This window comes from Aeromicrobium piscarium, from assembly GCF_007421815.1.
GTDB lineage: Bacteria > Actinomycetota > Actinomycetes > Propionibacteriales > Nocardioidaceae > Aeromicrobium > Aeromicrobium piscarium.
Genome location: NZ_VLNT01000009.1, coordinates 1 through 24591 on the forward strand (window position 1 = coordinate 1; position 24591 = coordinate 24591).

The following is a 24591-nucleotide window of genomic DNA, read 5'->3' on the forward strand; positions in this document are numbered from 1 at the left end:
GGCAAGCTCTACTGCTGCGCGATCAAGGACGCCTGCGGACACCGAGTCGTGGGCTACTCGATCAGCGACCGGATGCCCGCTTCGCTGGCCGTCGATGCACTCAACAACGCCGTCGCTCGTCGCAAGGCTGAAGGTCACGACGTCGCCGGCTGCATCCTGCATGCCGACCGGGGCAGCCAGTTCCGGTCTCGGAAGATGGGCCACACGTTGAACCGTCACGGAATGGTCGGCTCGATGGGCCGCGTCGGGGCCGCGGGCGACAACGCCGCCATGGAGAGCTTCTGGTCGCTACTGCAGACCAACGTGCTCAACCAGCGACGCTGGGCCACCCGCCAGGAGCTGCGCCTCGCGATCGTGGTCTGGATCGAACGCAAGTACCACCGGCAACGCCCCCAGGACTCACTCGGCGGGTTGACCCCCATCGAGTACGAGGACAAGATCACCACCAACGCAGCAGCCGCTGCCTAAACAACAACTGTCACCCGCGGCTGCATCACGCCCATCCTTCCAACTCACAAGGATGCGGCGGGAAACCTGGGGCGGTTCAGGTTGTTGCTCTCCTTTTGGGGGCCTGGACGCCTGTTCTGCTCGGTATGGCGCTAGCTTTACTCTTTGGTTTCTATGTTCTATACAGATGGTGTTCCGATCGCGAAGCCCGATTGTCACGGCTGCTTTGGGCGGGCATTGTTGAAATAGTTGGTCTCTTGTCAGCACTCGTCGGCCTGGTAACGGACCTGAACACTGGAGGATAACGGGTTTCGCGCTTGATGATTCTTGATCGGGCGTAAGCAGCGCACACCAGTAGTGTGAAGTGCCTACGCAGGTTCGCATGGCTAATCAACCGGTCTTCTCTGCGGGCCGAGGTTTTTGTCGGGTACGGGTCTTCTCCCACACCGTCATCCGGCTCACCTCGAACCTTCGGGCGATCGACATGACGCTCTCTCCGTCGTCCCGAGCCGTGTGAATCGCGTCTATCTGCTTGGCCGTCAGAGGCGTTCGACTCCGTCTCTTTGGTTCCGTGATCACCTCACCAAGTCCAGAATCAGCCGCCGAGCCCGACGCCCCGAGACCTCGTTTCGCCAGTTCCCACACGGCTTCCAGTCGTTCGACGCGCTTCCACTCATGTGATTCGAGTCCGCCGCGGTCCACAATTGAATGACGCTCGCCGGCTGGCGGGCGTCATTCCCCGTTTCGCCACTGCCACCCTGACGGAGCCCCGTGTCATCGCAGCTGAATCCCGACCGAGACCACGGTCCCGTGCCACGACGGGTGCTGCTCGTTGGATGCGGCAAGGTCGGTATCGGGCTCGCCTCGCGGCTCATCGCACCGGGGTGGGAGATCTTCGCTCTACGTCGGTCTAGCGAGGAGCTGCCCGCTTTCGTCAGCCCGCTCCGGGTGGACCTGCTGAACCCCGACATGGGCCCGCTTCCCGAGGTGGAGGCCATGGTCCTCACGGTGACACCCAGTATCGGTGGAGAGGAACGGCCGGACGGCTACCTCACGGCCTTGGAGAATCTCGCCGGTGCCCTTCCCTCCGTCCCCTCCCGCGTGGTCTTCGTGTCATCCACGGGCGTCTTCGACTCCGAGGACTCGCCGTGCCTCATCACCGAGGCCGATCTTCCCGGGCCCGCGACCGCGCGGGGCCGGCGTCTGCACGACGGGGAGATCCTCGCCGAGCGCCTCTTCGACGCGCACATCGTGCGTCCGGCGGGGATCTACGGACCCGGCCGCGAGATGCTGCCGCGCAAGGTCACCGAAGGAAAGGCCGTCCAGTATGCGAGGCGCACCAATCGCATCCATCAGGACGACCTGATCGCCACCCTCGTCGCGATGTTGACGACGTCGCGACCGCCACGGATGTTGCACGCGGTCGACGGGCATTCCGCACCGCTGGGAGACGTGGTCACCGCCATCGCCGACGAACTTGGACTCGCCCCGCCGCCACGCATCGAGCCGGAGAAGGCATCAGGGAAGGTCTTCGGCGGTTCCGCGCTGAGGGAGTTCCTCGGATCCTTGCGCTACGACAGCTATCGCGAGGGGTATCGGCAGATCATCGCGCTACAAGACGGTCCCTCTGCGGACCCCTGACGAATCCGGGTCAAGGGAAGAAAGCAGACGCCGGACTTGGCCACGGGTCTTCGTGGATAGATCTCCCTCGTCTTCGCCGCCGATCATGTCCAGTCGGGCATTCCGAAGTGCGAGTCAGACCGCTCGGCGTCGGCGCCACCACCAGACGCCTGCTCCTGCCAGGAGGAACGGTGTCCAGGGCACCAGCGCGCCGAGGACGGTCAGCGCGCTCTCGGCCCCGCGCATCAGCGCGTTCCAGCTGCCCTGCAGGCCGCCGATGAATCCGCCGGGGTCCACGGCCTGAGGGCTCGGACGCTCGCTCACGGTGACCTGGATGCTCGCGAGCTCGGCACGCCGCTCCAGGTCCGCCTGCTGTGCTTGCAGGCTCTCCAGCTCACTCTGGCGTTCGGCGAGGGTCTTCTCGGTCGCCAGCAGATCCTGGCTCGTGTCCGCCTCGGCCATGATGGACTCCAAGCGGGCGGTGGAGACCTCCAGCGAACGGATCCTCGCGGCCAGATCGATGGCCGCCGATGTCTCATCGGAACGCGCGATGCTCACCTCCTCGACGGAGCCGAGCTCGTCGAGCCGGGCGGTGAGGGCCGAGACCGCGGGGGGAGGCACTCGGACCGTCAACGAGGCGCGACCGTCCGACTGCTGCTGTTGCGCGTCGATGCGGCCGTCCTCGTCGGCGGCGAAGGCCGTCAGTGCCTCGACCGTGGCGGGCACATCGTCGACCTCCACGTGCGCGTCGCCGGTGGTCACCACCACCCGCTCGGCCTGGTCGAGAGATTCCGGAGAGCCCTCCTGCTCGACGCCGGGCGCGCTGTCAGGCGCCCCCTGCGAGTCGGCGGGCAACGAGCTCACCGACGAGTCCGTCGAGGACGGGGTGAGCACGGACAGTGCCTGCACGCCGACCCCCGCGACGACGGCCAACGCGGCGGCGGTGGCGAGCGCGCCCACCACCATGCGCCGCCGCGACGGGTGAGCGTCCTTCGTCGCGATATCGGACCGCACCTCGGTGAGCACCTGCGATCGCATCTGCGCGCGGCGCTCAGGGGTCAGGATGTCATCGAGTGAAGTCATGAGTCCTCCCGGACAGAGCGCAGGTCGGTCCGTAGCCGCCCGCGCAGTCGCGACAGACGATTGCGCACGACCCCATGGGAGACGCCCAGCGCGGCCGCGGCATCCGCATAGCTGTGATCGTCCTCGAGGCAGAGCGCGAAGAGCTGCTGATCCACCGGCGTGAGGCGGGCCACCGCGCGGGTGATCGCCGCCCGGACCTCGGCATCGGCCACCAGCTCGTCGGCCGAACGGGAGTCGTCGGCGATATCGGGCAGTTCGCCGGGATGCACCCGAGCGGTCTTGCGCCGCGCGTTCTGAGCGGTGAACCGCGCCGTGACCAGCAGCCAGGGGAGCACCGACTCGTCGACGATCGTGATGTCGTGACGACGCCGCCACGCCGTCACGAAGGTCTCCTGCGCCACGTCCTGAGCCTCGTCACGGTGGCGCAGGACCCCGAAGGCCTGCCAGTACACCGCATCGATGTGACGATCGAAGAGCAGCCCGAAGGCGCTGTCGTCGTCACGACAGGCACGACGCAGCAGCGCCTCGTCCGTGCTCTCGTTCGTCATCGCCAGCTCCTCGGTGCTCTACCGGGTCATGTCGGGCGTGACGAGATCGTCTCAGATTCGGCGGCGGAAGGTCGCCGCGTCCGGCGGGTAGGAGTCGGATAGGAAGTGTTCTACAGGACGGAACGCTCGATTGCCGTCTCGACGCCCGCTGTCGAAGATGGCGTGGCTATGAATCAGATCACACCAGAGACCGCCTCCGCGCCGGCTCCCCTTACGGGCATCACCGTCCTGGAACTGGGCGCCTTCATGGCCGCCCCGTTCGGCGCCATGCAGCTCGCCGACCTGGGGGCCGATGTCATCAAGATCGAACCACCCGTCACGGGGGAGCCGGTCCGCTCGACCGGCGACCGGATCGAGGGTCACAGCGCGGCGTTCATGATGCTCAACAGGAACAAGCGCTCCGTCGCCGTCGATCTTAAGAGCGAGGACGGGAAGCGCGTCCTGCGCGAGCTGATCGAGCACGCGGACGTCCTGATCGAGAACTTCCGGCCGGGCGCGCTGACTCGGCTGGGCTTCGGCTACGACGAGGTCCGCCGGTGGAATCCGGCCCTGGTCTATGTCTCGGGGTCCGGCTGGGGGCAGGACGGACCGCTGGCCGCTAAGCCGGGGCTAGACATCATGGCGCAGGCTCGCGGGGGTCTCATGAGCGTGACCGGCACGAACGACGGCGAGATCGTGAAGATCGGCGTGCCCGTCTGCGACCTGGTCTGCGGCCTCTACATCGCCCTCGCCACGATGGCGGCGCTGAAGGCGCGCGACGTCACCGGGGAGGGGCAGTTCGTAGACACCTGCCTGTACGAGGCGGGTGTGTCGCTGACCATCTGGGAGGCCGCGCGGTTCTTCACCAGCGGCGAGGCGGGCACGCCGTCGGGGACGGCGCACCAGGCCAGCGCGCCCTATCAGGCCTTCCGCACCGCCGACGGCTGGGTGACGCTCGGGGCGGTCACGCCCAAGACGTGGAAGGGAGCCTGCGACGTGTTCGGGCTCGAGCGGCTTGTGGACGATCCCCGGTTCGCGGACGCCGCGACGCGGTATGTGCACCGCGAGGAGCTCGCCACGATCATCGAGGACCTCACGCGCGGCCGCACCACCGATGACCTAGTCGACGCGCTCGACGACGCCGGCGTGCCGTGCGCGCCCATCCTGCGCACCGACCAGGTCTACCGGGAAGAGCATCTGAACCAGCGCGGCTTCTTCTGGGACGCCGCTCATCCGCAGATCGGCGCGGTACGCCAGATCGGCTCGCCGATGCGGTTGTCGAGCACGCCGACCGTCCGGCGCAACGCCGGACCGGTCCTCGGAGCCGACACGCGCGATGTCCTGGCCGCCGCCGGGTTCACCACCGATGACATCGACCGCATGGTCGCCGAGGGCGTCGTCGGCGCCAGCACCGACTTCTGAACCTTCCCCGCCATCACCCCCACCCCCAGGAGGAACCTGTGACAGACAACACCGTCGAGGTCGGCGCCGCCGGCACTCTCGAATGGACCATCGAGGCGGAGGACTGCATCCGCCGAGGCGACTACGACATCTTTTCCACGCCGCGCATGGTGGCCGTCATCGAATGGGCCGCCATCCAAGGGCTGGCCCCGTACCTGGCCGAGGACCAGGAGAGCGTGGGCACCCGCGTCGACGTCGCGCACCTCGCCGCGTCGCTACTCGGCCAGAAGGTCACCGTCGAGTGGAAGATCACCGCGGCCTCTGGACGCCGCGTCAGCTTCGAGGTCGCCGTCGCCGACGAGCAGGAGGCCATCGGCCGCGCCGAGCACGACCGCTTCATCGTCGACATCCCGGTCCTCGAGAAGCGGCTCCAGAACAAGCGCTCCTCACTGAGCTGAACCTCCTCCCCTCGTAGAAAGCGAAACTCCGATGTACACACAGCCCCCTCAACGCCGCCTGACGCGTTGTTTCGTCATCGCCACCGGCTCCACCCTGTTGCTCGGGGCCTGCGGTGCCAGCGTCGGCAGCGGCGGAGACGACGACTGGACCCCCGAAGGCCGCGTCACCATGCTGGTGCCCGCGGGCGCGGGCGGCGGCAGCGATCTGTTGGCCCGTTCGGTCGGCAGCGGATTCGAGGACGTGGTCTCCGGCCTGAACGTCAACGTCGAGAACTACGACGGACTGCCCGGCTACGCCCAGCTGCAGAAGGCGGCCGGCGACCCCGCCGTCATGCTGTCCGCCGAGTCGAGCCTCATCACGGTGCCGCAGCTCGCGGACGTCGACTTCGACTACACGTCGTTCACCCCGATCTTCAAGCTGGGCGACGATCGCGCGGTGCTGACCGTGAGCGAGGGCTCGGAGTTCTCGTCGTGCTCGGAGGTGATCGGCGCGGCGGAGAGCGACCAGGTGCAGGTCGGCGTCGCGAGCGCGACGGGCATCGACGCGGCCGTCACGCTGCTCACCGAGCAGGCCACCGGCGTCGAGTTCGAGCGAGTGCCGTTCGACGCCGGCTCGGAGCTGGTGACCTCCCTGCTCTCAGGGGACATCGACATCGCGCTGCTGAACCCCGGCGAGGTCATCGGCCAGTACGAGGCCGGCAAGCTCAAGGGCCTATGTGTCTTCGCCGAGGACCGCTACGAGTACGACCAGCTCAAGGACATCCCGACGAGCGTCGAGGAGGGCATCGACGTCACGTTCTCGCAGTTCCGCGGCATCATCGCGCCGGCCGACATTACCGACGCCGAGCGTGACGCGTGGGTCGAGGTCGCCGAGGAGTTCACCGAGAGCGATGCCTACGACGAGTACATCGAGCAGAACTATCTGCAGCCCAATGCGGTGTTCGGTGAGGAGTTCTCCACCTACCTGGAGGAGATGGCTGAGTCCCTGAGCGGGGTGTCCGAGCAGTGACGGAAACGCGACCGGTGCCCAGCGGCGAGCTCATCGCCTATGCCGTCCTGACAGCGGTGGGGGTCTACGCCACCGTCAACGGTGTCAGCTACCGACTCGTCGAACCGTCGGGCGCCGTCGGTCCGGGGATGATGCCCGCCGCCAGCGGTGTGGTGATCGTCGGACTGTCGCTGATCCTCATGGTACGAGTGCTGCGCTCGTCGGGCGCCGGTCGTGGGGTCACTGCCGAGGAACTCGCCGCGGCCTCCGAGGACGACGTGATCGATCCACCGCGCGAGCATCGGGCGTGGGTCGTGATCGGGCTCATGGTGGTCACGGCGCTCCTCATGAACGTACTGGGGTTGCTGCCCGCGCTCGGCATCCTGGTGGTCGTGGTGGTCGGGTTTGTCGAACGACGGTCCTGGACGCGGGCCGTCGCCGTGGGGCTGATCACCGTCGTCGTGCTCTATCTGGTGTTCGACCAATTGCTCGGCGTGCCACTGCCGACGGGTCTGCTGGGCGGGGTGATCTGAGCGATGTGGGACAACCTCTCACTGGGTTTCTCCACGGCGCTGACGCCAGAGAACCTCTTGCTGTGCTTCATCGGCGTGCTCGCCGGCACCATCATCGGCCTGCTGCCGGGCCTGGGCGCGACCACAGGTGTCGCCGTTCTGCTGCCGCTGACGTTCACCCTGGACCCGGTCAGCGCCCTGATCATGCTCGCCGGGATCTACTACGGCGCCCAGTACGGCGGCACGATCACCTCGGTGCTGATCTCGACACCGGGCGAACCGAACAGCATCATGACGACGCTCGACGGCTACCAGATGGCTCGCCGGGGACGTGCCGGGCCGGCACTCGCCATCGCGGCGGTCGGATCGTTCTTCGCCGCGATCGTCTCGCTGATCCTGCTGGCGCTCGTCGCACCGCCCCTGGCCCAGATCGCCCTCAAATTCGGCCCGCCGGAACAGCTCGCCCTCGTCGTGCTGGGATTCGTGATCATCTCGACGGTGTCGGGGGACTCTCAGATCAAAGGTCTGTTGATGACGGCATGCGGTGTGCTGTTGGCGACGGTCGGCATCGACTCGGCCACCGGCACCACGCGTTTCACGTTCGGCCAGCTCGACCTGCTCTCCGGGATCTCGCTGATCGCCGTCGTCGTCGGTCTCTTCGCGCTCGGCGAGGTGCTCGCGCAACTCAGCATCGGCGAGGCGAAACCGATCCGCACGAGGCTGCGCGAGATGCTGCTGAGCAAGGAGGACCTGCGCCGCAGCCGGGCCCCGATCATGCGGGGCACGGGTGTCGGGTTCGCCTTCGGGGCTCTCCCCGGCGGGGGTTCGACGCTGGCGTCGTTCATTGCCTACGGCCTGGAGAAGCGGGTCTCACCCAACCGTGCCGAGTTCGGCAAGGGCGCGATCGAGGGGGTGGCCGCTCCGGAGAGCGCCAACAACGCCGCCGCGAACGCCAACTTCATCCCGACCCTCGTGCTCGGCATCCCCGGAGGTGCGACCACGGCGGTGCTGCTCGGGGCATTCACGCTCTACGGCATCACCCCGGGGCCGCTGCTGTTCGAGCAGCAACCGACGTTGGTGTGGGGCCTGCTCGCCTCCTTCTTCATCGGTAACGTCATCCTGCTGGTCTTGAACCTGCCGATGGCGCCGGTCTTCGCCCAGCTCTTGCGGCTCCCGTATGGCTATCTGTATCCGCTGATCCTGTGCAGTAGCCTGCTGGGCGCCTTCGCCGAGGAGAACGCCATCTTCGACGTGTGGGTCGCGATCGCCTTCGGGATCGTGGGCTACTTCATCTTCCGCGTGGGTCTGCCGGTGGCGCCCCTGGTGATTGGCATGGTGCTGGGCGCGCTCTTCGAGAAGACCCTCGTCCAGACCTCCTCGATGGGGTCGGGCAGCTTCGGGATCCTCCTCGACCGTCCGATCGCGCTGGGCATCCTCGCGGTGGCCGCGTTGCTGCTCGTCGTTCCCGCCGTGCTCGCCCGCCGCCGTCGCCTCCGCGTCGCCCACACTTCGCTCGTTTCCTCCGAATCCAAGAAGGACACCCATGTCTGATCACCTGTTGTTCAATCGCGAAGGCTCGATCCTCGCCATCACCCTGAACCGTCCCGAGAAGCACAACGCGCTGTCCCCGGAGATGTCCGAGGCGCTCGTGGCCGCCTGCCGCGGCGCCAACGACGATCCGGACCTGCGGGCCGTGATCTTCCGCGGCGCGGGCGACAAGGCCTTCGCCGCGGGTGCCGATATCGGCCGGATGGAGGAATGGGGAGGGGGTCCGGCCGGGATCGCCTACGAGCGCGAGGTCTCGGAGTTCCTCAGCGCTATCGAGATGGTCAAGGTCCCTACGATCGCCGCGGTCAACGGCTACTGCGTCGGCGGCGGCATCGAGATCGCCGCGGCCTGCGACCTGCGGATCGCCACGCCCTCGGCCCGCTTCGGCACCCCTATGGCCCGCAAGCTCGGCAACTGCCTGTCGATGCACGCGATCGCCCTCCTGGTCTCACACCTGGGACAGAGCCGGGCATCGGACATGCTGCTGCGGGCACGGCTGATCGGCGCCGACGAGGCGTTCGCGGCCGGCTTCGTCTCCGAGATCTGCTCCGCCGACGAGCTCGACGATCGCGCCATGACCATCGCCCGGGAGGTCGCCGCCAACGCACCGCTGACCCTGCAGTGCTTCAAGGAGTCGATGCGGCGGCTGCGGGTGCGGGACCTGCCCGATATCGATGACCTCATCGCGATGGTCTACGGAAGCGAGGACTTCCGCGAGGGCGTCTCCTCGTTCCTTGAGGGGCGTCCGGCGCAGTGGACCGGCCGATGAACGGCCCGGCACGAGAGAAGGGCGAACAGTGACGACGACCGACACGACCGGCTTCACCCTCGCCGATCGCTATCGCGAGACGGCCGGTGAGATGCTCCTGACCGGCATGCAGGCGCTGGTCCGGCTCCCGCTGGAGCTGAACCGTCGCGAGGAGAGGGACGGACGACGGACCGGTGTGTTCATCAGCGGTTACGAGGGATCGCCGCTGGCCGGATACGACCTGGAACTGCTCCGGCAACGCGAGCTGCTGGAGGTCCACGACATCGTGGTCCGGCCGAGCGTCAACGAGGAGCTGGCGGCCACGTCCGTCATGGGCTCCCAGCTTGCGTCGGTCTCGCCGAGCTGTGAGTTCGACGGCGTCGTGGGTCTCTGGTACGGCAAGGCCCCGGGGCTCGACCGCGCGTCCGATGCGCTGCGGCATGCCAGTCTCGGTGGCGCGGCCGACAATGGCGGCGCTCTCGTGCTGGTGGGCGATGATTCGACGGCGAAGTCATCGACTGTCCCGAGCAGCTCCGAGACCGCCATGGCCGAACTCGGACTCGCGGTGCTGTCCCCGTCCGATCCGCAGGAGATCATCGGATTCGGTCTCCATGGGATCTGGCTCTCACGGTTCAGCGGCCTGTACGCCGGGCTCAAGTTGGCCACCAATGTGCTGGACGGCTCGGCCACCGTCGACCTCGACGCGGTGCCCGAGCGGGGCGAGGAGCCTCCACGGCTGATCGACGGCGTGCAGTTCCGTCACGCCGCGACCGCTCGGTTCACCCAACCCGCACTGGGCGAGTTGGAGGCCACGCTCTCCCACCAGCGTCGTGAGCTCGCCCTGCGTTACATCGTGGCCAACGGGTTGAACAGGATCGAGGGCGATGCGGAGGCGAGGATCGGGATCGTGGCCGCGGGAGCGGCGTACCGCGACTCCCTTCAGGCGCTCGAACGGCTGGGCATCGCTCCCGACGACCTGTCCACCTCATCGGTGCGCCTCCTCAAACTGGGGGCGATCTCACCGCTGGACCCGGCGGTCGTGCGCGAGTTCGCCGACGGTCTCGACGAGATCATCGTGGTCGAGGAGAAGCGCGCGTTGATCGAGACGGCCGTCAAGGGGGTCCTGTTCGACGCGGGGCTGAGGGTCCGGGTGCTCGGCAAGGGCGACGGCGCGGGTGGGCGCTTCCTGCGCGAGTCCGGAGACCTTCCGCCGGACTACCTGGCCGAGCTCATCGGCACGCGGCTGTTTCCCGACGGCGGGGCGCCGGCCGGGTCCGGTGAACCGGAACAACCGTTGATGCGCACCCTGCTCCCGGTGATCACACGGACCCCGTACTTCTGCTCTGGCTGCCCGCACAACCGCTCCACCGTGGTGCCGGAGGGCTCGCTGGTGGGGGCCGGCATCGGCTGCCACGCGCTCGCCACACTGATGCCGAGTGACCGGGTCGGAGACTTCACCGGCCTCTGCCAGATGGGCGGCGAGGGAGCGGCCTGGACCGGCATGGCGCCCTTCGTGGAGGAGGACCACCTCTTCCAGAACATCGGCGACGGGACCTTCCACCACTCCGGCAGCCTCGCGATCCGCGCGGCTGTCGCGGCGGGGGTCAACATCACCTACAAGCTGCTCTACAACGACGCCGTCGCGATGACCGGAGGACAGACGGCCGTCGGCAAGATGGCCGTGCCACAGGTCGTGCAGGAGCTGCTCGCCGAGGGCGTGGCCCGTGTCGTCATCACCACCGAGGACACCGCGCGCTACCGGCGGGTCCGTCTGCCCAAGGGGGTCGAGGTGCGCGATCGCCGCGAGCTCATCCCCACCCAGGAGGAGCTCGCAAAGGTTCCCGGTGTCACGGTGCTCATCCACGACCAGGAGTGTGCGACCGAGCTGCGCCGCAAGCGCAAGCGCGGGATGGTAGAGACGCCCACGAAGCGGGCCTTCATCAACGAGCGGCTGTGCGAGGGGTGTGGCGACTGCGGGCAGAAGTCGAACTGCCTGTCGGTGCAACCGGTCGAGACATTGTTCGGGCGCAAGACCCGTATCGACCAGGCCACCTGCAATCTCGACTACTCCTGCCTCGACGGTGACTGCCCCTCCTTCGTCGAGGTCGTCCCCGGATCGCGGACTAGGGAGGAGGAGGTGTCGGCGCGTCCGGTCGAGTTACCCGAGCCCCGCGCGAAGGTCGACCCGCACCGGTTCAACGTCCGTCTGGTCGGCATCGGCGGCACCGGCGTGGTCACCAGCGCGCAGATCCTGGCGATGGCCGGATCGCTCGCGGGCATGAAGGTCCGCGGGCTCGACCAGCTCGGTCTCGCCCAGAAGGGCGGACCGGTCGTCTCCGACATGAAGTTCGCGAGCGGCGACATCGACGGGGCGAACAAGATCGATCCGGGGGAGTGCGATCTGCTGCTCGGCAACGACCTGCTCGTGGCCTCCGACCCACGACACCTGGCGGTCATCGACGATGCTCGCACGATCGCGATCGTGTCGACCTCGATCGTGCCGACGGGGCACATGGTGCTGAGCCCCTCGACCGCGTTCCCGTCGATCGATGACCTGACCGAGACGATCGGTGAGAACGCACGCTCCGAGGACTCGCACTTCGTGGACGCGCGCACGATCGCCGTCCGCGCCCTCGGCTCCGACCAGTTCGCCAATATGATGCTCATCGGCATGGCCTATCAGACCGGTGCGCTACCGCTGCCGCTGTCGGCGTTGAACCGTGCCGTGGAGCTCAACGGCGCCGCCGTTGCCTCCAATCTGCGGGCCATCGAGCTCGGCCGACGTGTCGTCGTCGAGGGTGCCGAGACCTTCGCTCGGTCGGCCGGCGGGATCGCCCACGCGACGGGTGAGCTTCTCGAGCTGCTGTCGGAGCTGGAGCTGGACGCCGAGCTGCGCGACCGGCTGGGACTGCTGGCCGGTGAGCTGACCGACTACCAGGACCGGCGCTACGCGACGACCTTCCTCGAACGGGTGGCGGCGGTCATCGACCGTGAGCGCGAGCTGACCGGACGGGCCGGTGCCCTGACGGCCACAGTGGGCGAGTCGCTGTTCAAGCTGATGGCCTATAAGGACGAATACGAAACGGCTCGTCTATACCTCGACCCGGAGTTCGAGCGCTCGGTGCGTGACCAGTTCGGCGACGTGAGATCGATGCGCTACAAGCTCCATCCGCCGATCCTGCGGGCCATCGGGTTGAAGAACAAGCTGTCGCTCGGCCCCTGGTTCAGGCCGGTGTTCGTGGCACTCCGCTCGATGCGCCGGCTCCGCGGGACGATCGCCGACCCCTTCGGCTATGCCCGGGTCCGCAAGGTCGAGCGGCGTCTGATCGCCGACTACACGGCGCTCGTCGAGGAGGTGCTCCGCCTGGCGGACCGCGACACTCTGCCCGAGGCCAGGACGCTTCTGGCCGGACCGCAGGAGATCCGCGGCTATGAGGACATCAAGCTGTCCTCAGTCGCCGATTACGAGAGGCTGACCACCGAGGGCCTGGCGCGTCTGCGCTCGGGCCTTACGGCCGCCGAAGGCTGATAGTCACCGCACCGACTGCCCGTCCACGCTGCCAGCCGACCAGCGGGGCGGGCGGTCAGCCATCGGCGGGCTGCATCTCGAGGACCGGGCGCCTGGCGCGCGTCCACGTGGCGGTGAGCTGACGGGACGCGGCGGCGCAGATCTGGCGCAGCGCGGTCTCGACCAGCGCGACGTCGAAGCGCTGCGCGACCCCGGACACGGACATCGCGGCGACGACCTCGCCGTTGAGCCGCACCGGCGCGGCTACGCACGACAGCCCGAGCATCGTCTCCTGGTTCGAGCGGGCGATGCCGCGTTCGGCCGCGAGATCGAGCTGTCCCTCGATCTCGCGATGGTCCAGGATCGTGTACGGCGACATCGCCTGCAGCCGCATGGACTGCAGGGCATCGCGTGCGTCGGGCTGGTGCGCCAGAAGGATCTTGCCGACTCCGGTGCAGTGGGCCGGCGCCCGGAAGCCGGTGTGCGAGGGCATGCGGAGATCGCGATGACCGTAGATCTTGTTGAGGAACACCACATCGGTGGCATCGAGGACGGCCAGGTGGACCGTGGACCGCGTGGCGAGGAACAGATCGGCGAGAAACGGGGTCAGCTCGTCGCTCAGGCGCGTCGTGGAGGGCTGGGACGTCGCCCCGTCGTCGAGCAGCGCATAGCGCGAGCCGTTCTTGCGCACGACGCCGTTCCTGACCAGAACCGCCAGCAGCCGGTGGGTCGTGGACTTGCTCATGCCGGTGTGGCGAGCGAGCTCGCTGACGCCGAGATCGCGTCGGTCACTGCTCCTGAACGCCGCCAGCAAGAGCATAGCCTTGTCGACGGAGGTGGAGTCAGAGTCCACGGTCTTGGTCGCTGTCTTGTTCATCGAGGACTCCTCAGGGTCTTCGCAGCACACTATATGTGACGGGGATCACGTCGTGAGGCGGGCCTCGCCGGTGGCCGAGCGGGATTCGCCCGGACGGCGCGTCTCAGATCCAGCGGGAGAGCCACATCCGCTGACGCCAGGTGTCGTAGGGCAGCAGGACATCGGTCCAGACCGGATAGAAGAACACGAAGGCCGCGATGACGATGGCGACGAAGATGCCCAGCGCCGACCAGAACAGCCCCTGCCGTCGTCGGGCGGCCGCTCGGCGGTGCACGCCATGGATCGCCAGGCAGATCGCGATGATGAGGAAGGGTGCGATCGCGGCCGAGTAGAACGAGAAGATCGGACGGTCCGCGCTGGCGAACCAGGGAAGCCAGGTCGCCGCGACGCCCACCAGCGGCACGCTCAACCGCCAGTGCCGTCCGCGCAGCCACATGACGAGCACCGCGACGATGGCCACGATGCCGACCCACCAGATGATCGGATTGCCGAGGATGAGCACCTCGCTGATGCAGCTGGAGTCGCTCGGAGCACCGCACTGGGCAGCGGGGACATCGGTGGTGGTGTCGACCGCGACGGGACGCCATTGCAGCAGCCAGCCGATCGGATGCGAGGCATAGGGATGGGTCTTGTCGGTGAGGTAGTCGCCGGTGTGGAAGTCCCAGGTCATCTCGTGGAAGCTCCACCAGGAGCGCAACGGGTCGAGGACGGCGCCGAGTGGTCCACCCATCGGGCTCTCGACACTCGGCCACGGCGCGTAGTCCCCATAGCCGTGGCCGAAGCGGTCCTCATAGGCGCCGCGATGCCAGAACCAGCCCGTCCAGCTCACCAGATAGACGACCGCGGCCACCAGCACCAGCCGGCAGAAGGCCGGAAGGCCGACCGCGAACAGCGAAGGGACCACGGCTCTCGGCCGATCAGCGCGTTCACGTGCTACCTGTCGACGGGCGGCGACCTCCCAGATCACCACGGTCAGGCCGAAGGCCGCGAGCACGTACAGCCCGCTCCACTTGGTGGCGATCGCCAGACCGAAGCACACGCCGGCGGCGATCTGCCAGCGTCGCCCGAGTCGAGGTCGGTCGCCCCGTTCCAGCAACCGGTCGAGTCGTCGCCGGTCGGTCACCAGGCAGGCGACGGCACAGACGAGCCAGAAGGTCAGGAAGACATCCAGCAGCGCGAGCCGCGACATCACGAAGTGCACGCCGTCGAGCGTGAGCAGCAGGCCGCCCACCGCCCCCACCCACAGGGAGCCGGTGAGGGTGATGAGCAGCCGCGCCAGCACCAGGACGGTCAGCGCGCCGGCGACCACGGCGCTGATCCGCCAGCCGAACGGGGTCATCCCGAAGACCGATTCCCCGAGGGCGATGAACCACTTGCCGCCGTCGGGGTGCACGATCCACGCGGGATCCGGGCCGAAGAGGGCGTTCAGGTTCCCGGCCTCGATGCGATCGTTCGCGTCGTCGACGTACTCGCGGACATAGCCGAACTGGCGCAGTGACCAGGCGTCCTTGGCGTAGTAGGTCTCGTCGAAGGCGAGGACATCGGGGCGGTCCAGTCGGACGACGCGCAATACGAAGGCGAGAAGCGCGAGGGCGCTCGGCACGATCCACGACCACGCGCGCCACGTCACTCGCTCCAGCACGCGCTCCACCATAGTGGCCGGGGCGAGGGACGCTGTGTTGCGAGGACTGACCGGTGTGAGATGTGCGGAGCGGGCCGGGGCGACGGGTTCGGGGGCCTGCGAAGATGAGTGCGTGTTGATCCTCGCCGGCACCCCCATCGGACAGGCCGATGACGCCTCCCGTCGTCTCGGTCCCGCGCTGGCCGAGGCCGATGTGGTCGCCGCGGAGGACACCCGTCGGATGCGTCGTCTCGCGGCCGATCTCGGTATCGACGTTCCCGGACGGGTGGTGTCGTACTTCGAGGGCAATGAGGAGCGGCGCACTGCCGAGCTCATCGAGGAGCTGAGAGCGGGCCGCACCATCGTGCTGGTCACCGATGCCGGGATGCCGAGCGTCTCCGATCCGGGGTACCGGCTCGTCGCGGCCGCGGTGGCCGAGGACCTGCCGGTCACCGCGATCCCCGGTCCGTCGGCGGTCCTCACGGCGCTCGCGCTGTCGGGACTGCCGGTCGACCGCTTCAGCTTCGAGGGATTCCTGCCGCGCAAGCAGGGGGAGCGGTCGCGCTTCCTGGCCGAGCTCGCCGCCGACCGCCGCACGATGGTGTTCTTCGAGTCGCCGCACCGGACGATCGCGACGGTGGAGGCGATGGCCGAGGCCTTCGGCCCGGACCGCCCCGCCGCCCTCTGCCGCGAGCTCACCAAGACCTACGAGGAGGTCGTTCGTCGCCCGCTTGGTGAGCTCGCCGCCTGGGCGGCCGGGCAGGAGCACGGGATACGGGGCGAGGTCACGCTCGTGGTCGCCGGTGCGCCCGCGGCGCCGGCAGCCGATCTCGATGACGAGGCGCTCGCCGGTCTGGTCGCCGACGCCGAGGCGACCGGATTGAGCCGCAAGGACGCGATCGCGCGGGTCGCGGAACAGACCGGCGTCCGCAAGAAGACCGTCTACGCCGCGGCCCACCGCTGACCCCACCATCACGCTCCGGAGCGGTGACTTACGCACCTCTCGAGCGATCCAAGAGGTGCGTAGGCCACCGCCCCACCGGCCGAGAGGTGTGTAACCCACCGCCCCAGGAGGGTGGGGCTAGAGGGCGATCTCGGGTTTGATCTGGGAGACGGTCCAGATGCGGCGTCGATAGGCGGCGGCGCAGGTCAGGGCGAGGGCGCCGACGATATAGGCCACCAGGACCGCCACCGTGCGCGGCAGACTCTCCAGCGACGCGCCGTACATGAGGTGCCGCAGCCCGTCCACGGCATAGGTCATCGGCAGCACGTGGTGGACGACCTGCAAGGGCCCGGGCAGCGTCTGCCAGGGGAAGGTCCCGCCCGCGCTGGCCAGCTGCAAGACCAGCAGTACCAGGCCCAGCAGCTGTCCCACCGTGCCGAGCCAGGCGTTGAGGGTGTGCACGATCGCCACGAAGGTCACCGAGACCAGCGCGAGCAGCAACGACACATAGCCGGCGCGTACCCAGTCGATCTCGACGGCGAAGCGCACCACGAACAGCATGACGACGGACTGTGCCACTGCGATCGCCGCTGGTGTCAGCCAGCCGCCGAGGGCCGTGCGCAACGGAGACTGACGCGCCGCGATCGCGCGGTTCGAGAGCGGTCGCACCAGCAGGAACATCACATAGGCGCCCACCCAGGCACCGATCGACAGGAAGAACGGCGCGAGCCCGGCGCCGTACGAATCGGCCGATGCCTGGGACACGTCCTCGGTGGCGATGGGGGAGGCGATCGTCTGCGCGGTCTCATCGCGTCGTTGCTCGTCCAGCGCGGGGATCGAGGAGACACCGTCCGCGAGGCCGTCGGCCAGCTCCTGGGCACCCGTCTGTGCCGTGCCGATCCCGTCGGCCAGCTCGCCCGCGCCGCTCTGCAACTGCTGTGCACCGGACAACGCCTCCTGTTGACCGCTGACCAGCTGCTGCGATCCGGACCGCGCGGTTCCGAGCCCGCCGGCGAGAGTGGCTGAACCGTCCGCTAGCCGCTGAGCCCCGTCGGCTACCTGTTGTGAACCGGAAGCGAGCTGGTCGAGCTGTCCTGAGGTCGATTGGACGCGATCGTTGAGATCGTCGAGGGGCTGACGGAAGCCGTCGAGGGTGTCGAGGATCTGCTGACGCTGCGGATCGGAGATACCCGCCGCGTCGAGCTGCTGGACGATGTCGGCGCGGATCGTGTCGAGGTCGCCGTTCGCCGTCTGGGAGGCGTTCGCGATCTCGTCGCCGATCTGCGCGATCTGGGCATTGCCGTCGGCGACCTGCCGCGCTCCCGGCGCCAGCGTGGCCGCACCGGCGGCCAACTGGTCGGCTCCGCTGGCCGCCTGGTCGATCCCCGAGGCGAGCTGCTGCTGACCGCCGAGCAGCTGCTGCTGGCCCGAGACCAGCTCACCGGCGCCGTCGCGCAGCTGTCCCGCGCCGCTCTCGGCGTCGACGAGACCATCGGCCAACCGCTGGGCTCCGTCGCCGGCCTGGAGCAGCTGATCGTGCAGGGTGGAGAAGCCGAGCAGGAAGGCGCTGGCGGCCTGCTCGCTCACGTTCTGCGCGATCGAGCCGCTGACCTTCGAGAGCACCTGATCGGCGATGGTCGTCGAGAGATAGTTGTTGGCCTCATTCGTGGTGAGTGTCAGCTCGGCCTTCTTCGGCTCGAAGTCCGCCGTCGACGCCAGCGCCGAGGAGAACTCGCGCGGGATGGTGAGTGCGAACAGATAGGTGCCGTCCTGGACGCCCTGGCGGGCCTCCGCTTCGCTCACCTCCTGCCAGTCGAAGGATCCGTCCTCGCGCAGATCGTGCGCCACATCGCGACCGGCGTGGATCTCCCCGCTCTGATCGGACTGCGCGGGGACGTCATCGACGACGAGGGCGGCCTGCACGCTGCTCAGCTTCGCGTAGGGATCGTGATTGGCCCACAGGTACAGCGAGGCGTACAGCGTGGGGATGAGGGTGATGGCGAGGATGGCGAGTGCCGGCATGCGCCCGGCGGTCAGCCGGCGGAACTCGCTGATGGCCATGCGGAGCGAGGTCATGCGATCTCCTCAGAGGTGCCGTCGGCGGCATTGCCGAGTCGGGTCGCCGGGAGCCCGAGCGTGCGGGCGCTGGCGGTCATGAGCTGGAGGACGACGACGAGGTCGCGGCGGGCGATCCGGTCCGCCACGTCATAGGCTTCGTCGCCGAGGGCGCCGTAACGGTCCGGTGCGCAGATCACCAGTGCCTCCACGCCGGGCCGGAGCGCGGCGAGTTCGCTCAGCAGGTGCACGCGCACGGGACCCGGCACGTCCTCGACGCGCGTGCCATGCCAGTCGAGGGCGTCGTGATGCTCGAGCCAGGCGCGTACTGCCGCGGGGCTGGCCGTGCGGCGAGCCATCGCGAGCTCCTCGCCGACGACCGTCGACAGCTTGACCACGTCATCGGGCTCCGACACATCGGGCACATCGACGAGCGCGACGCGCTCGCGCAGGCCCTGACCGTCGGGGCTGCCGTCCAGCAGGACGGTCCCGCCATCGGGACGCAGCCGGCCGCCCAGCACCAGGGACAGGGCGGTGTGACCCGTGCCGGGAGGACCCTCGACGAGGGTGACCTCTCGGCTCCTCGCGGTCAGGGTCGTGGGACGCAACAAGACCGTGTGTGGCCCGTCCACCGTGACATCGTGGGTCTCGATCTGCATGCTCAGCCTTCATCGTCGTGCTCCGCCCTCGAAAGGGCCAACTGATCCATGGTCCATGACGAATGTCAGGGAATCGAGCCGATCGGGTATGGCGAGCCCCACGTCGGACCGAGATGTGCTGGGTATTCGTCGATCAGAAGGACGCCGCGTTGACGAAGTGGGAGCACATCTCGGTCCAGCGCGGGCCTCACTAGACTGGGACGTATGGCCACCGACCGGACCTTCTACGTCACCACGCCCATCTACTACGTCAACGACGCACCGCATATCGGGCACGGGTACACGACGGTCATGGGCGACATCCTGTCGCGCTGGCACCGCCAGCGCGGCGAGAAGGTCTGGTACCTCACCGGCGTCGACGAGCACGGCCAGAAGGTGCTGCGAAAGGCCGATGCCAACGGCGTCTCGCCGCAGGAATGGGTCGACCGCCTCGTCGAGGACGAGTGGAAGCCGATGCTGCGCACCATCGACATCGCCAATGACGACTTCATCCGCACCACCGAGGAGCGTCACGAGAAGGGCGCGCAGGCCTTCTGGCAGGACCTCTACGACCGCGGCGCGGTCTACAAGGGTGGCTTCTCGGGCTGGTACAGCGTCAGCAGCGAGGAGTTCGTCGGCGATGACGATGTCCGCGACGGTGAGGGCGAGGACGAAGGCTTCAAGATCTCCGTACTCGACGGCAGCCGGGTCGAGTACATGACCGAGGAGAACTACTTCTTCCGGCTCAGCGACTACGCCGACCGCCTGCTGGAGCTCTACGAGCAGCACCCGGAGTTCATCCAGCCCGAGTCGGCGCGCAACGAGATCGTCTCATTCGTCAAGCGCGGCCTGAAGGATCTGTCGATCTCGCGGTCCACCTTCGACTGGGGCATCCCCGTCCCGTGGGACTCCTCGCACGTCCTGTACGTGTGGATCGAGGCGCTGCTCAACTACGTCACGGCCGCGGGCTACGGCGTCGATCCGGAGCGCTTCGAGGGGCTGTGGCCGGCCGACATCCACATCGTCGGCAAGGACATCGCGCGTTTCCACGCCGTGATCTGGCCGGCGATGCTGATGGCCGCCGGTCAGCCGGTGCCGCACCGTGTCTTCGCGCACGGCTGGCTGCTGGTGGGCGGTCAGAAGATGTCCAAGAGCAAGGCCAACGGCATCCACCCCAATGAGATCGTCGAGACCTTCGGTTCCGACGCCTACCGCTACTACTTCAGCCGCGCCCTGACCTTCGGCAGCGACGGGTCGATCTCCTGGGAGGACATCGGCGCCCGCTACCATGCCGAGCTCGCCAACGGCTTCGGCAATCTCGCGTCCCGCGTCGCCGCGATGATCGGCAAGTACCACGGCGGGCAGTTGCCCGAGGCCGGCCCGTTCAGCCAGCCGGAGAAGGCGCTGATCGACGACATCGCCGCCGCCGTCGGTGCGGCGGATGCAGCCATCGACCGCGTCGCTCCTCAGGACGCGATGAACGAGGTGTGGCGGATCGTCGAGTCCCTGAACGGCTATCTCACCGAGCAAGCTCCGTGGAAGGTCGCCAAGGACGACCAGCAGAGCGAGCGCCTGGCGACCATCCTCAACACCGCAGCGGAGGGCCTGCGCGTGCTCGCGGTCGTGCTCAACCCCGTGCTGCCCAGGGCGTGCGCGGCGCTCTGGGAGTCGCTCGGCGCGGAGGAGTCGCTCGGTGCGCTCGCCGACCAGCCCCTCGCGGATGCCGGCCGGTGGGGACAGCTCCCGGCAGGCACCACCATCACCAAGGTGCCCTCGCTCTTCCCCCGCCTCGAACTGGACCACGCATGAACCTCGGTTCACCCCTCGGTGGTCGAGTAGGTGAGTGCGCTCTGCGCGCGAGCCGTATCGAGGCCACGTCACCTGATGTGGTCTCGATACTCCATCGCGGCGATGCCCCTCATGCGATGGCTCCATTCCTCGTTCCTCCCCCGCAAGCGGGAGGTGCCCCCAGGTCGCACCCGACCACCGTGGGTCGAGGCAGGTCGCACCCGACCACCGGGGTCGAAGGGCCCGTCCGATGACCGTCACCGAAGGTTGGCCGGAGGCGCCGGCACCGCTGCCGGCGCCCGTCGTGGACAACCACTGCCACCTCGATCATCGGATCAAGGGCGGGCTGCTGATCCCGGTCGAGGAGGCCCTCGATCGCGCCGCCGCCGTCGGGGTCACCCGCATCGTCCAGGTGGGATGCGATCTGGAGAGCAGCGAGTGGGCCGTGGAGGCCGCCCGCGAGCACGACGCGGTGGTCGCCGCGGTCGCGCTACACCCCAATGACGCCGCCCGGATGGACGATCCGGTGTTAGATGGCGCACTCTCGCGCATCGACGAGCTGGCCGCCGACCCGGCGGTGCGCGCTGTGGGGGAGACGGGGCTCGACTACTTCAGGACCGGGCCGGAGGGACGCCCGCGTCAGCAGCGGTCCTTCCGCGAGCACATCGCCATCGCCACGCGTCACGACCGCACCCTCGTGATCCACGATCGAGACGCCCATGACGATGTGCTGGCGGTCCTCGACGACACCGGGATCCCGGATCGCGTGGTCATGCACTGCTTCTCCGGGGGGCCGGAGTTCGCCCTGGAATGCCTGGAACGCGGGGCCTTCCTGTCCTTCGCCGGTACCGTCACCTTCAAGAACGCCGAGTACCTGCGCGAGGCGCTTCGGGTGACTCCGCTCGATCGCGTCCTGGTCGAGACCGATGCGCCGTTCCTGACCCCGGAGCCCTATCGCGGGCGTCCCAATGCCTCCTTCCTCGTGCCCCACACCGTGCGGCGCATCGCCGACGTCCTGGACCTCGATCTGGTGTCGCTGTGCCGGCAGATCGACGAGAACACGAGCCGTGCCTTCGGCGGTCCGTGGGCTTCGCATGGTGGTCAACGGACTTGACGGGCCGTGGCAGCCTCGTTCAAGGTGGACAGGTTGTCAACGGAATGTGTTGAGGTTTGATTCGTGCAGTTTTCGGTCCCAGAGATTCATCCGAAGAACGTGCTGAAGATGGTCGCGGCCGTCCTGGTCGTCCTGATGGCGACGGCAGGACTCGTCGCCGCGGCTGACTTTGACAAGCGCGTCACGCTCGATGTCGACGGCGTCGTCACCGAGACCCGTACGTCCGCAGAGACGGTCGACGAGCTTCTGGCGAGCAAGGGTGTCGAGCCCCGCCAGGAGGACAAGCTCTCCCATGAGCTGGACGAGACGGTGGAGAACAACGCCACGGTCACCGTGCGTTACGCCAAGCCGGTCACCGTCGTGGTCGACGGCGAGTCGACCAATGAGGTCAGCTACGCCACGACCGTCGGCGACCTCCTCGACGACCTGGAGGTGACGCCCGAGAAGGGTGCCTACCTGTCCTCGGACGTCGATGAGAATGTCAATCGCTTCGGCGAGGAGATCGTCGTCAGCAATCCCAAGACCCTCACGGTGACCGCCGATGGCGAGGACACCGAGGTCGAGACCAACAAGCCGACCGTGGGCGATGTGCTCGACGAGGCCGGCGTGAAGCTGGACGAGGACGACGAGGTCGATCCCGGTGTCGACAGCTTCGTCGCCGCGGACACCGCGCTGAAGGTCGTGCGCATCGAGAAGGTCACGCGCACCGAGACCGTCCCGATCGACTTCGAGACCGAGGTCACCGAGGACGGCGAGCTCGAGAAGGGCGAGAAGGAGGTCGTGACCGAGGGTGAGGCCGGCGAGGCCTCCGAGGAGGTCAACCTCGTCCTCGCCGATGGCGAGGTCCGTGAGCGTGAGGTCGTCTCGCGCAGCACGACCCGTGAACCCGTGTCGCGGGTCGAGAAGCACGGCACCAAGGAGCCCGAGCCCGCCGGCTCGGACGCTCCCGCCGTGCCCGGCGACAGCGTGTTCGACCAGCTCGCACAGTGCGAGTCCGGTGGCAACTGGGCCGCCAACACCGGCAATGGCTACTACGGCGGCGTGCAGTTCAGCGCGCAGACGTGGCGGGCGGTCGGTGGATCGGGTCTGCCGCACGAGAACAGCCGCGAGGAGCAGATCCACCGCGCGACGATCCTGCAGCAGCAGTCGGGCTGGGGCCAGTGGCCCGCCTGCTCGGCCAAGCTGGGCCTGCGCTGACCAGCCCGGTGCGCCTTCTGGGCGCCTCGGACATCCGGCGGATCGCCGCCGAGGTCGGATTGCGACCCACCAAGCAGCGGGGACAGAATTTCGTCACCGATGCCAACACGGTCCGCCGGATCGTGCGTGAGGCCGGGATCGATCGAGACGACTCCGTCGTCGAGATCGGTCCCGGCCTCGGCTCGCTCACCCTGGGTCTGCTGGAGGTGGCCGATCACGTCACGGCCGTCGAGGTCGATGACGTCCTGGCCGGCCGGTTGGCGCAGACGGCGCGCGAGTTCGCTCCCGAGCGGTCGGATCGGCTGGAGATCGTCCACGCCGATGCCCTGCGCATCGACACCTTGCCGGGACCCGCGCCCACGGCACTCGTCGCCAATCTCCCGTACAACGTGTCGGTGCCGGTCCTCCTGCACTTCCTGGAGACCTTCTCCTCGCTGCGCGAGGTGCTCGTCATGGTCCAGGCCGAGGTCGCCCATCGTCTGGCCGCGGGGCCCGGCTCGCGCACCTACGGCGTGCCGAGCGTCAAGGCGCGGTGGTACGGCGATGTGCAACTCGCCGGAACGGTGGGGCGGACGATCTTCTGGCCCGTGCCGAATGTCGACTCGGCCCTCGTCCGGGTGACGCGCCGGACACCGCCCGAGGCCGATCGTCGGCGGACCTTCGCTCTGGTCGACGCCGCCTTCGCGCAGCGACGCAAGACCCTGCGGGCGGCGCTTTCCGCCCACTTCGGCGGGGGCGAGCAGGCTGAGCAGGCGCTGCGGGCGGTGGGGATCGACCCGCGGACCCGCGGCGAGCAGCTGACGGTCGAGGATTTCGCGCGGCTTGCCGCATTCACGGCCTGAGACGGCGTACGCTCCGTGTAGTAGCGACACGTAGTTTCCGTCCGATCGCCGGGAGGCCGTCATGTCCCACGTCGCCGATTCCTCGCCCGTCCGCTCGCTCGCGACGACGATCTGGTGGCTCATGCTGGCCCGCGGCATCCTCGCGCTGATCTTCGGCGTCGTGGCGGTCGTGGCGCCGGTCAGCACGCTCGCGGCGCTGCTCATCATCTTCGGCGTGTTCAGCGTCGTCGACGGCATCGTCGCCGTGGTCGGCGGTATCGCGACCCGGGGGACGTCCTGGGGGTGGGTGGTCTTCAACGGCCTCCTCGGCATCGTCATCGGCGTCATCGCCCTGCGCTACCCCGAGACGACGTTGCTGGCGATGGTGCTCGTGATCGCGGCGTGGGCGCTCGTCACCGGCTTCTTCGCGATCTTCGGTGCGATCGAGGGACGTCGTGAGGGCGGTCGGGCGTGGGGGTGGACTCTCGTCTCGGGCGTGCTCAGCGTGCTGCTCGGCCTGCTGTTCACGCTCGACCCGGTCGCCGGGGCGGGCACGCTGGTCCTCATGACCGGGATCTACGCGGTGCTGCTGGGAGCGACCTGGATCGGCGTGGCGCTCACGGTGCGCAGTGAGGCGCGTAGCGCGGGGCGTTGAGCCGCTCACCACGTCTCGCGGAAATCGTGGGGTGCCGTAGGT

At 68.3% G+C, this 24591-nt stretch carries 21 protein-coding genes; 15 read left to right on the top strand and 6 right to left on the bottom strand.

The annotated features are described in order from the left end of the window. Together FNM00_RS11720 and FNM00_RS11730 are read left to right on the top strand one after the other, a co-directional pair. Positions 1-468: DDE-type integrase/transposase/recombinase (locus tag FNM00_RS11720; RefSeq protein ID WP_143913735.1), on the top strand; the 468-nt coding region annotated here is incomplete at its 5' end. 750 nt (positions 469-1218) lie between these two features. After that, complete coding sequence (locus FNM00_RS11730; RefSeq protein ID WP_221933703.1) at positions 1219-2088, top strand: Rossmann-fold NAD(P)-binding domain-containing protein; 870 nt, start codon at positions 1219-1221, stop codon at positions 2086-2088. A 114-nt stretch (positions 2089-2202) separates the two neighbouring features. Here the strand turns inward: FNM00_RS11730 and FNM00_RS11735 are convergent, their stop codons facing one another. Both FNM00_RS11735 and FNM00_RS11740 read right to left on the bottom strand, forming a co-directional pair. After that, positions 2203-3150, bottom strand: a complete 948-nt coding sequence (locus FNM00_RS11735) for a DUF4349 domain-containing protein (RefSeq protein WP_143913736.1) — start codon at positions 3148-3150, stop codon at positions 2203-2205. After that, on the bottom strand, positions 3147-3698 hold the full coding sequence (locus FNM00_RS11740; protein ID WP_143913737.1) for an RNA polymerase sigma factor: 552 nt from the start codon (positions 3696-3698) through the stop codon (positions 3147-3149). Before FNM00_RS11740 ends, FNM00_RS11735 begins: the two co-directional genes overlap by 4 nt. A gap of 168 nt (positions 3699-3866) precedes the next feature. On the opposite strand from FNM00_RS11740, the gene FNM00_RS11745 reads away from it, so the two are divergent. From FNM00_RS11745 to FNM00_RS11775, 7 genes are read left to right on the top strand one after another with little or no spacing between them, the layout of a single operon-like run. Continuing rightward, a complete protein-coding gene (locus FNM00_RS11745) occupies positions 3867-5099 on the top strand; it encodes a CaiB/BaiF CoA transferase family protein (RefSeq protein WP_143913738.1) in 1233 nt (410 codons plus the stop codon). Positions 5100-5137: 38 nt separating this feature from the next. After that, positions 5138-5536 (top strand): thioesterase family protein, encoded by a 399-nt coding sequence (locus FNM00_RS11750; protein ID WP_143913739.1) that lies wholly within the window; start codon positions 5138-5140, stop codon positions 5534-5536. Between the two features lie 31 nt (positions 5537-5567). Further along, positions 5568-6545: a tripartite tricarboxylate transporter substrate binding protein gene (locus FNM00_RS11755; RefSeq protein WP_143913740.1), complete on the top strand. Its 978-nt coding sequence runs from the start codon at positions 5568-5570 to the stop codon at positions 6543-6545. A 14-nt stretch (positions 6546-6559) separates the two neighbouring features. Continuing rightward, on the top strand, positions 6560-7057 hold the full coding sequence (locus FNM00_RS11760) for a tripartite tricarboxylate transporter TctB family protein (RefSeq protein ID WP_221933704.1): 498 nt from the start codon (positions 6560-6562) through the stop codon (positions 7055-7057). 3 nt (positions 7058-7060) lie between these two features. Further along, complete coding sequence (locus FNM00_RS11765; protein ID WP_143913742.1) at positions 7061-8587, top strand: tripartite tricarboxylate transporter permease; 1527 nt, start codon at positions 7061-7063, stop codon at positions 8585-8587. Next, positions 8580-9353, top strand: a complete 774-nt coding sequence (locus FNM00_RS11770) for an enoyl-CoA hydratase (RefSeq protein WP_143913743.1) — start codon at positions 8580-8582, stop codon at positions 9351-9353. The genes FNM00_RS11765 and FNM00_RS11770 overlap by 8 nt, the downstream gene beginning before the upstream one ends. Before the next feature lie 28 nt (positions 9354-9381). Then, entirely contained in the window at positions 9382-12861 is a 3480-nt protein-coding gene (locus FNM00_RS11775; RefSeq protein WP_221933705.1) for an indolepyruvate ferredoxin oxidoreductase family protein, read from the top strand. A 55-nt stretch (positions 12862-12916) separates the two neighbouring features. Here the strand turns inward: FNM00_RS11775 and FNM00_RS11780 are convergent, their stop codons facing one another. Together FNM00_RS11780 and FNM00_RS11785 are read right to left on the bottom strand one after the other, a co-directional pair. Continuing rightward, positions 12917-13717, bottom strand: a complete 801-nt coding sequence (locus FNM00_RS11780; RefSeq protein WP_143913745.1) for an IclR family transcriptional regulator — start codon at positions 13715-13717, stop codon at positions 12917-12919. A 103-nt stretch (positions 13718-13820) separates the two neighbouring features. Continuing rightward, a complete protein-coding gene (locus FNM00_RS11785) occupies positions 13821-15359 on the bottom strand; it encodes a dolichyl-phosphate-mannose--protein mannosyltransferase (protein WP_185973113.1) in 1539 nt (512 codons plus the stop codon). A 112-nt stretch (positions 15360-15471) separates the two neighbouring features. Here FNM00_RS11785 and rsmI point away from each other — a divergent pair, with 112 nt between their 5' ends. After that, entirely contained in the window at positions 15472-16302 is an 831-nt protein-coding gene (gene rsmI, locus FNM00_RS11790; RefSeq protein WP_143913747.1) for a 16S rRNA (cytidine(1402)-2'-O)-methyltransferase, read from the top strand. 117 nt (positions 16303-16419) lie between these two features. Here the strand turns inward: rsmI and FNM00_RS11795 are convergent, their stop codons facing one another. Then, complete coding sequence (locus tag FNM00_RS11795; protein ID WP_143913748.1) at positions 16420-18357, bottom strand: YhgE/Pip domain-containing protein; 1938 nt, start codon at positions 18355-18357, stop codon at positions 16420-16422. Next, a complete protein-coding gene (locus FNM00_RS11800) occupies positions 18354-18995 on the bottom strand; it encodes an ATP-binding cassette domain-containing protein (RefSeq protein WP_143913749.1) in 642 nt (213 codons plus the stop codon). The genes FNM00_RS11795 and FNM00_RS11800 overlap by 4 nt, the downstream gene beginning before the upstream one ends. 204 nt (positions 18996-19199) lie before the next feature. On the opposite strand from FNM00_RS11800, the gene metG reads away from it, so the two are divergent. The 5 genes from metG to FNM00_RS11825 all read left to right on the top strand — a co-directional run bounded on the left by metG (position 19200) and on the right by FNM00_RS11825 (position 24549). Continuing rightward, positions 19200-20783: a methionine--tRNA ligase gene (metG, locus tag FNM00_RS11805; protein ID WP_143913750.1), complete on the top strand. Its 1584-nt coding sequence runs from the start codon at positions 19200-19202 to the stop codon at positions 20781-20783. 229 nt (positions 20784-21012) lie between these two features. After that, positions 21013-21876 (top strand): TatD family hydrolase, encoded by an 864-nt coding sequence (locus tag FNM00_RS11810; RefSeq protein WP_143913751.1) that lies wholly within the window; start codon positions 21013-21015, stop codon positions 21874-21876. Between the two features lie 63 nt (positions 21877-21939). Then, positions 21940-23073 carry a resuscitation-promoting factor gene (locus tag FNM00_RS19425; RefSeq protein WP_185973114.1) on the top strand — a complete coding sequence of 378 codons (1134 nt, stop codon included), beginning with the start codon at positions 21940-21942 and terminating at the stop codon, positions 23071-23073. A gap of 8 nt (positions 23074-23081) precedes the next feature. Further along, entirely contained in the window at positions 23082-23915 is an 834-nt protein-coding gene (gene rsmA / locus FNM00_RS11820; RefSeq protein WP_246065163.1) for a 16S rRNA (adenine(1518)-N(6)/adenine(1519)-N(6))-dimethyltransferase RsmA, read from the top strand. A 61-nt stretch (positions 23916-23976) separates the two neighbouring features. Further along, complete coding sequence (locus FNM00_RS11825) at positions 23977-24549, top strand: HdeD family acid-resistance protein (protein ID WP_143913753.1); 573 nt, start codon at positions 23977-23979, stop codon at positions 24547-24549. Positions 24550-24591 lie beyond the last annotated feature (42 nt).

Bases quoted from the DNA above. Each gene is read 5' to 3' on its own strand.
- FNM00_RS11745 (WP_143913738.1), top strand. From the start codon at position 3,867: ATGAATCAGATCACACCAGAGACCGCCTCCGCGCCGGCTCCCCTTACG.
- FNM00_RS11755 (WP_143913740.1), top strand. From the start codon at position 5,568: ATGTACACACAGCCCCCTCAACGCCGCCTGACGCGTTGTTTCGTCATC.
- FNM00_RS11740 (WP_143913737.1), bottom strand. From the start codon at position 3,698: ATGACGAACGAGAGCACGGACGAGGCGCTGCTGCGTCGTGCCTGTCGT.
- FNM00_RS11825 (WP_143913753.1), top strand. From the start codon at position 23,977: ATGTCCCACGTCGCCGATTCCTCGCCCGTCCGCTCGCTCGCGACGACG.
- metG (WP_143913750.1), top strand. From the start codon at position 19,200: ATGGCCACCGACCGGACCTTCTACGTCACCACGCCCATCTACTACGTC.
- FNM00_RS11810 (WP_143913751.1), top strand. From the start codon at position 21,013: ATGACCGTCACCGAAGGTTGGCCGGAGGCGCCGGCACCGCTGCCGGCG.
- FNM00_RS11770 (WP_143913743.1), top strand. From the start codon at position 8,580: ATGTCTGATCACCTGTTGTTCAATCGCGAAGGCTCGATCCTCGCCATC.
- FNM00_RS11735 (WP_143913736.1), bottom strand. From the start codon at position 3,150: ATGACTTCACTCGATGACATCCTGACCCCTGAGCGCCGCGCGCAGATG.
- FNM00_RS11800 (WP_143913749.1), bottom strand. From the start codon at position 18,995: ATGCAGATCGAGACCCACGATGTCACGGTGGACGGGCCACACACGGTC.
- FNM00_RS11765 (WP_143913742.1), top strand. From the start codon at position 7,061: ATGTGGGACAACCTCTCACTGGGTTTCTCCACGGCGCTGACGCCAGAG.
- FNM00_RS11795 (WP_143913748.1), bottom strand. From the start codon at position 18,357: ATGACCTCGCTCCGCATGGCCATCAGCGAGTTCCGCCGGCTGACCGCC.
- FNM00_RS11780 (WP_143913745.1), bottom strand. From the start codon at position 13,717: ATGAACAAGACAGCGACCAAGACCGTGGACTCTGACTCCACCTCCGTC.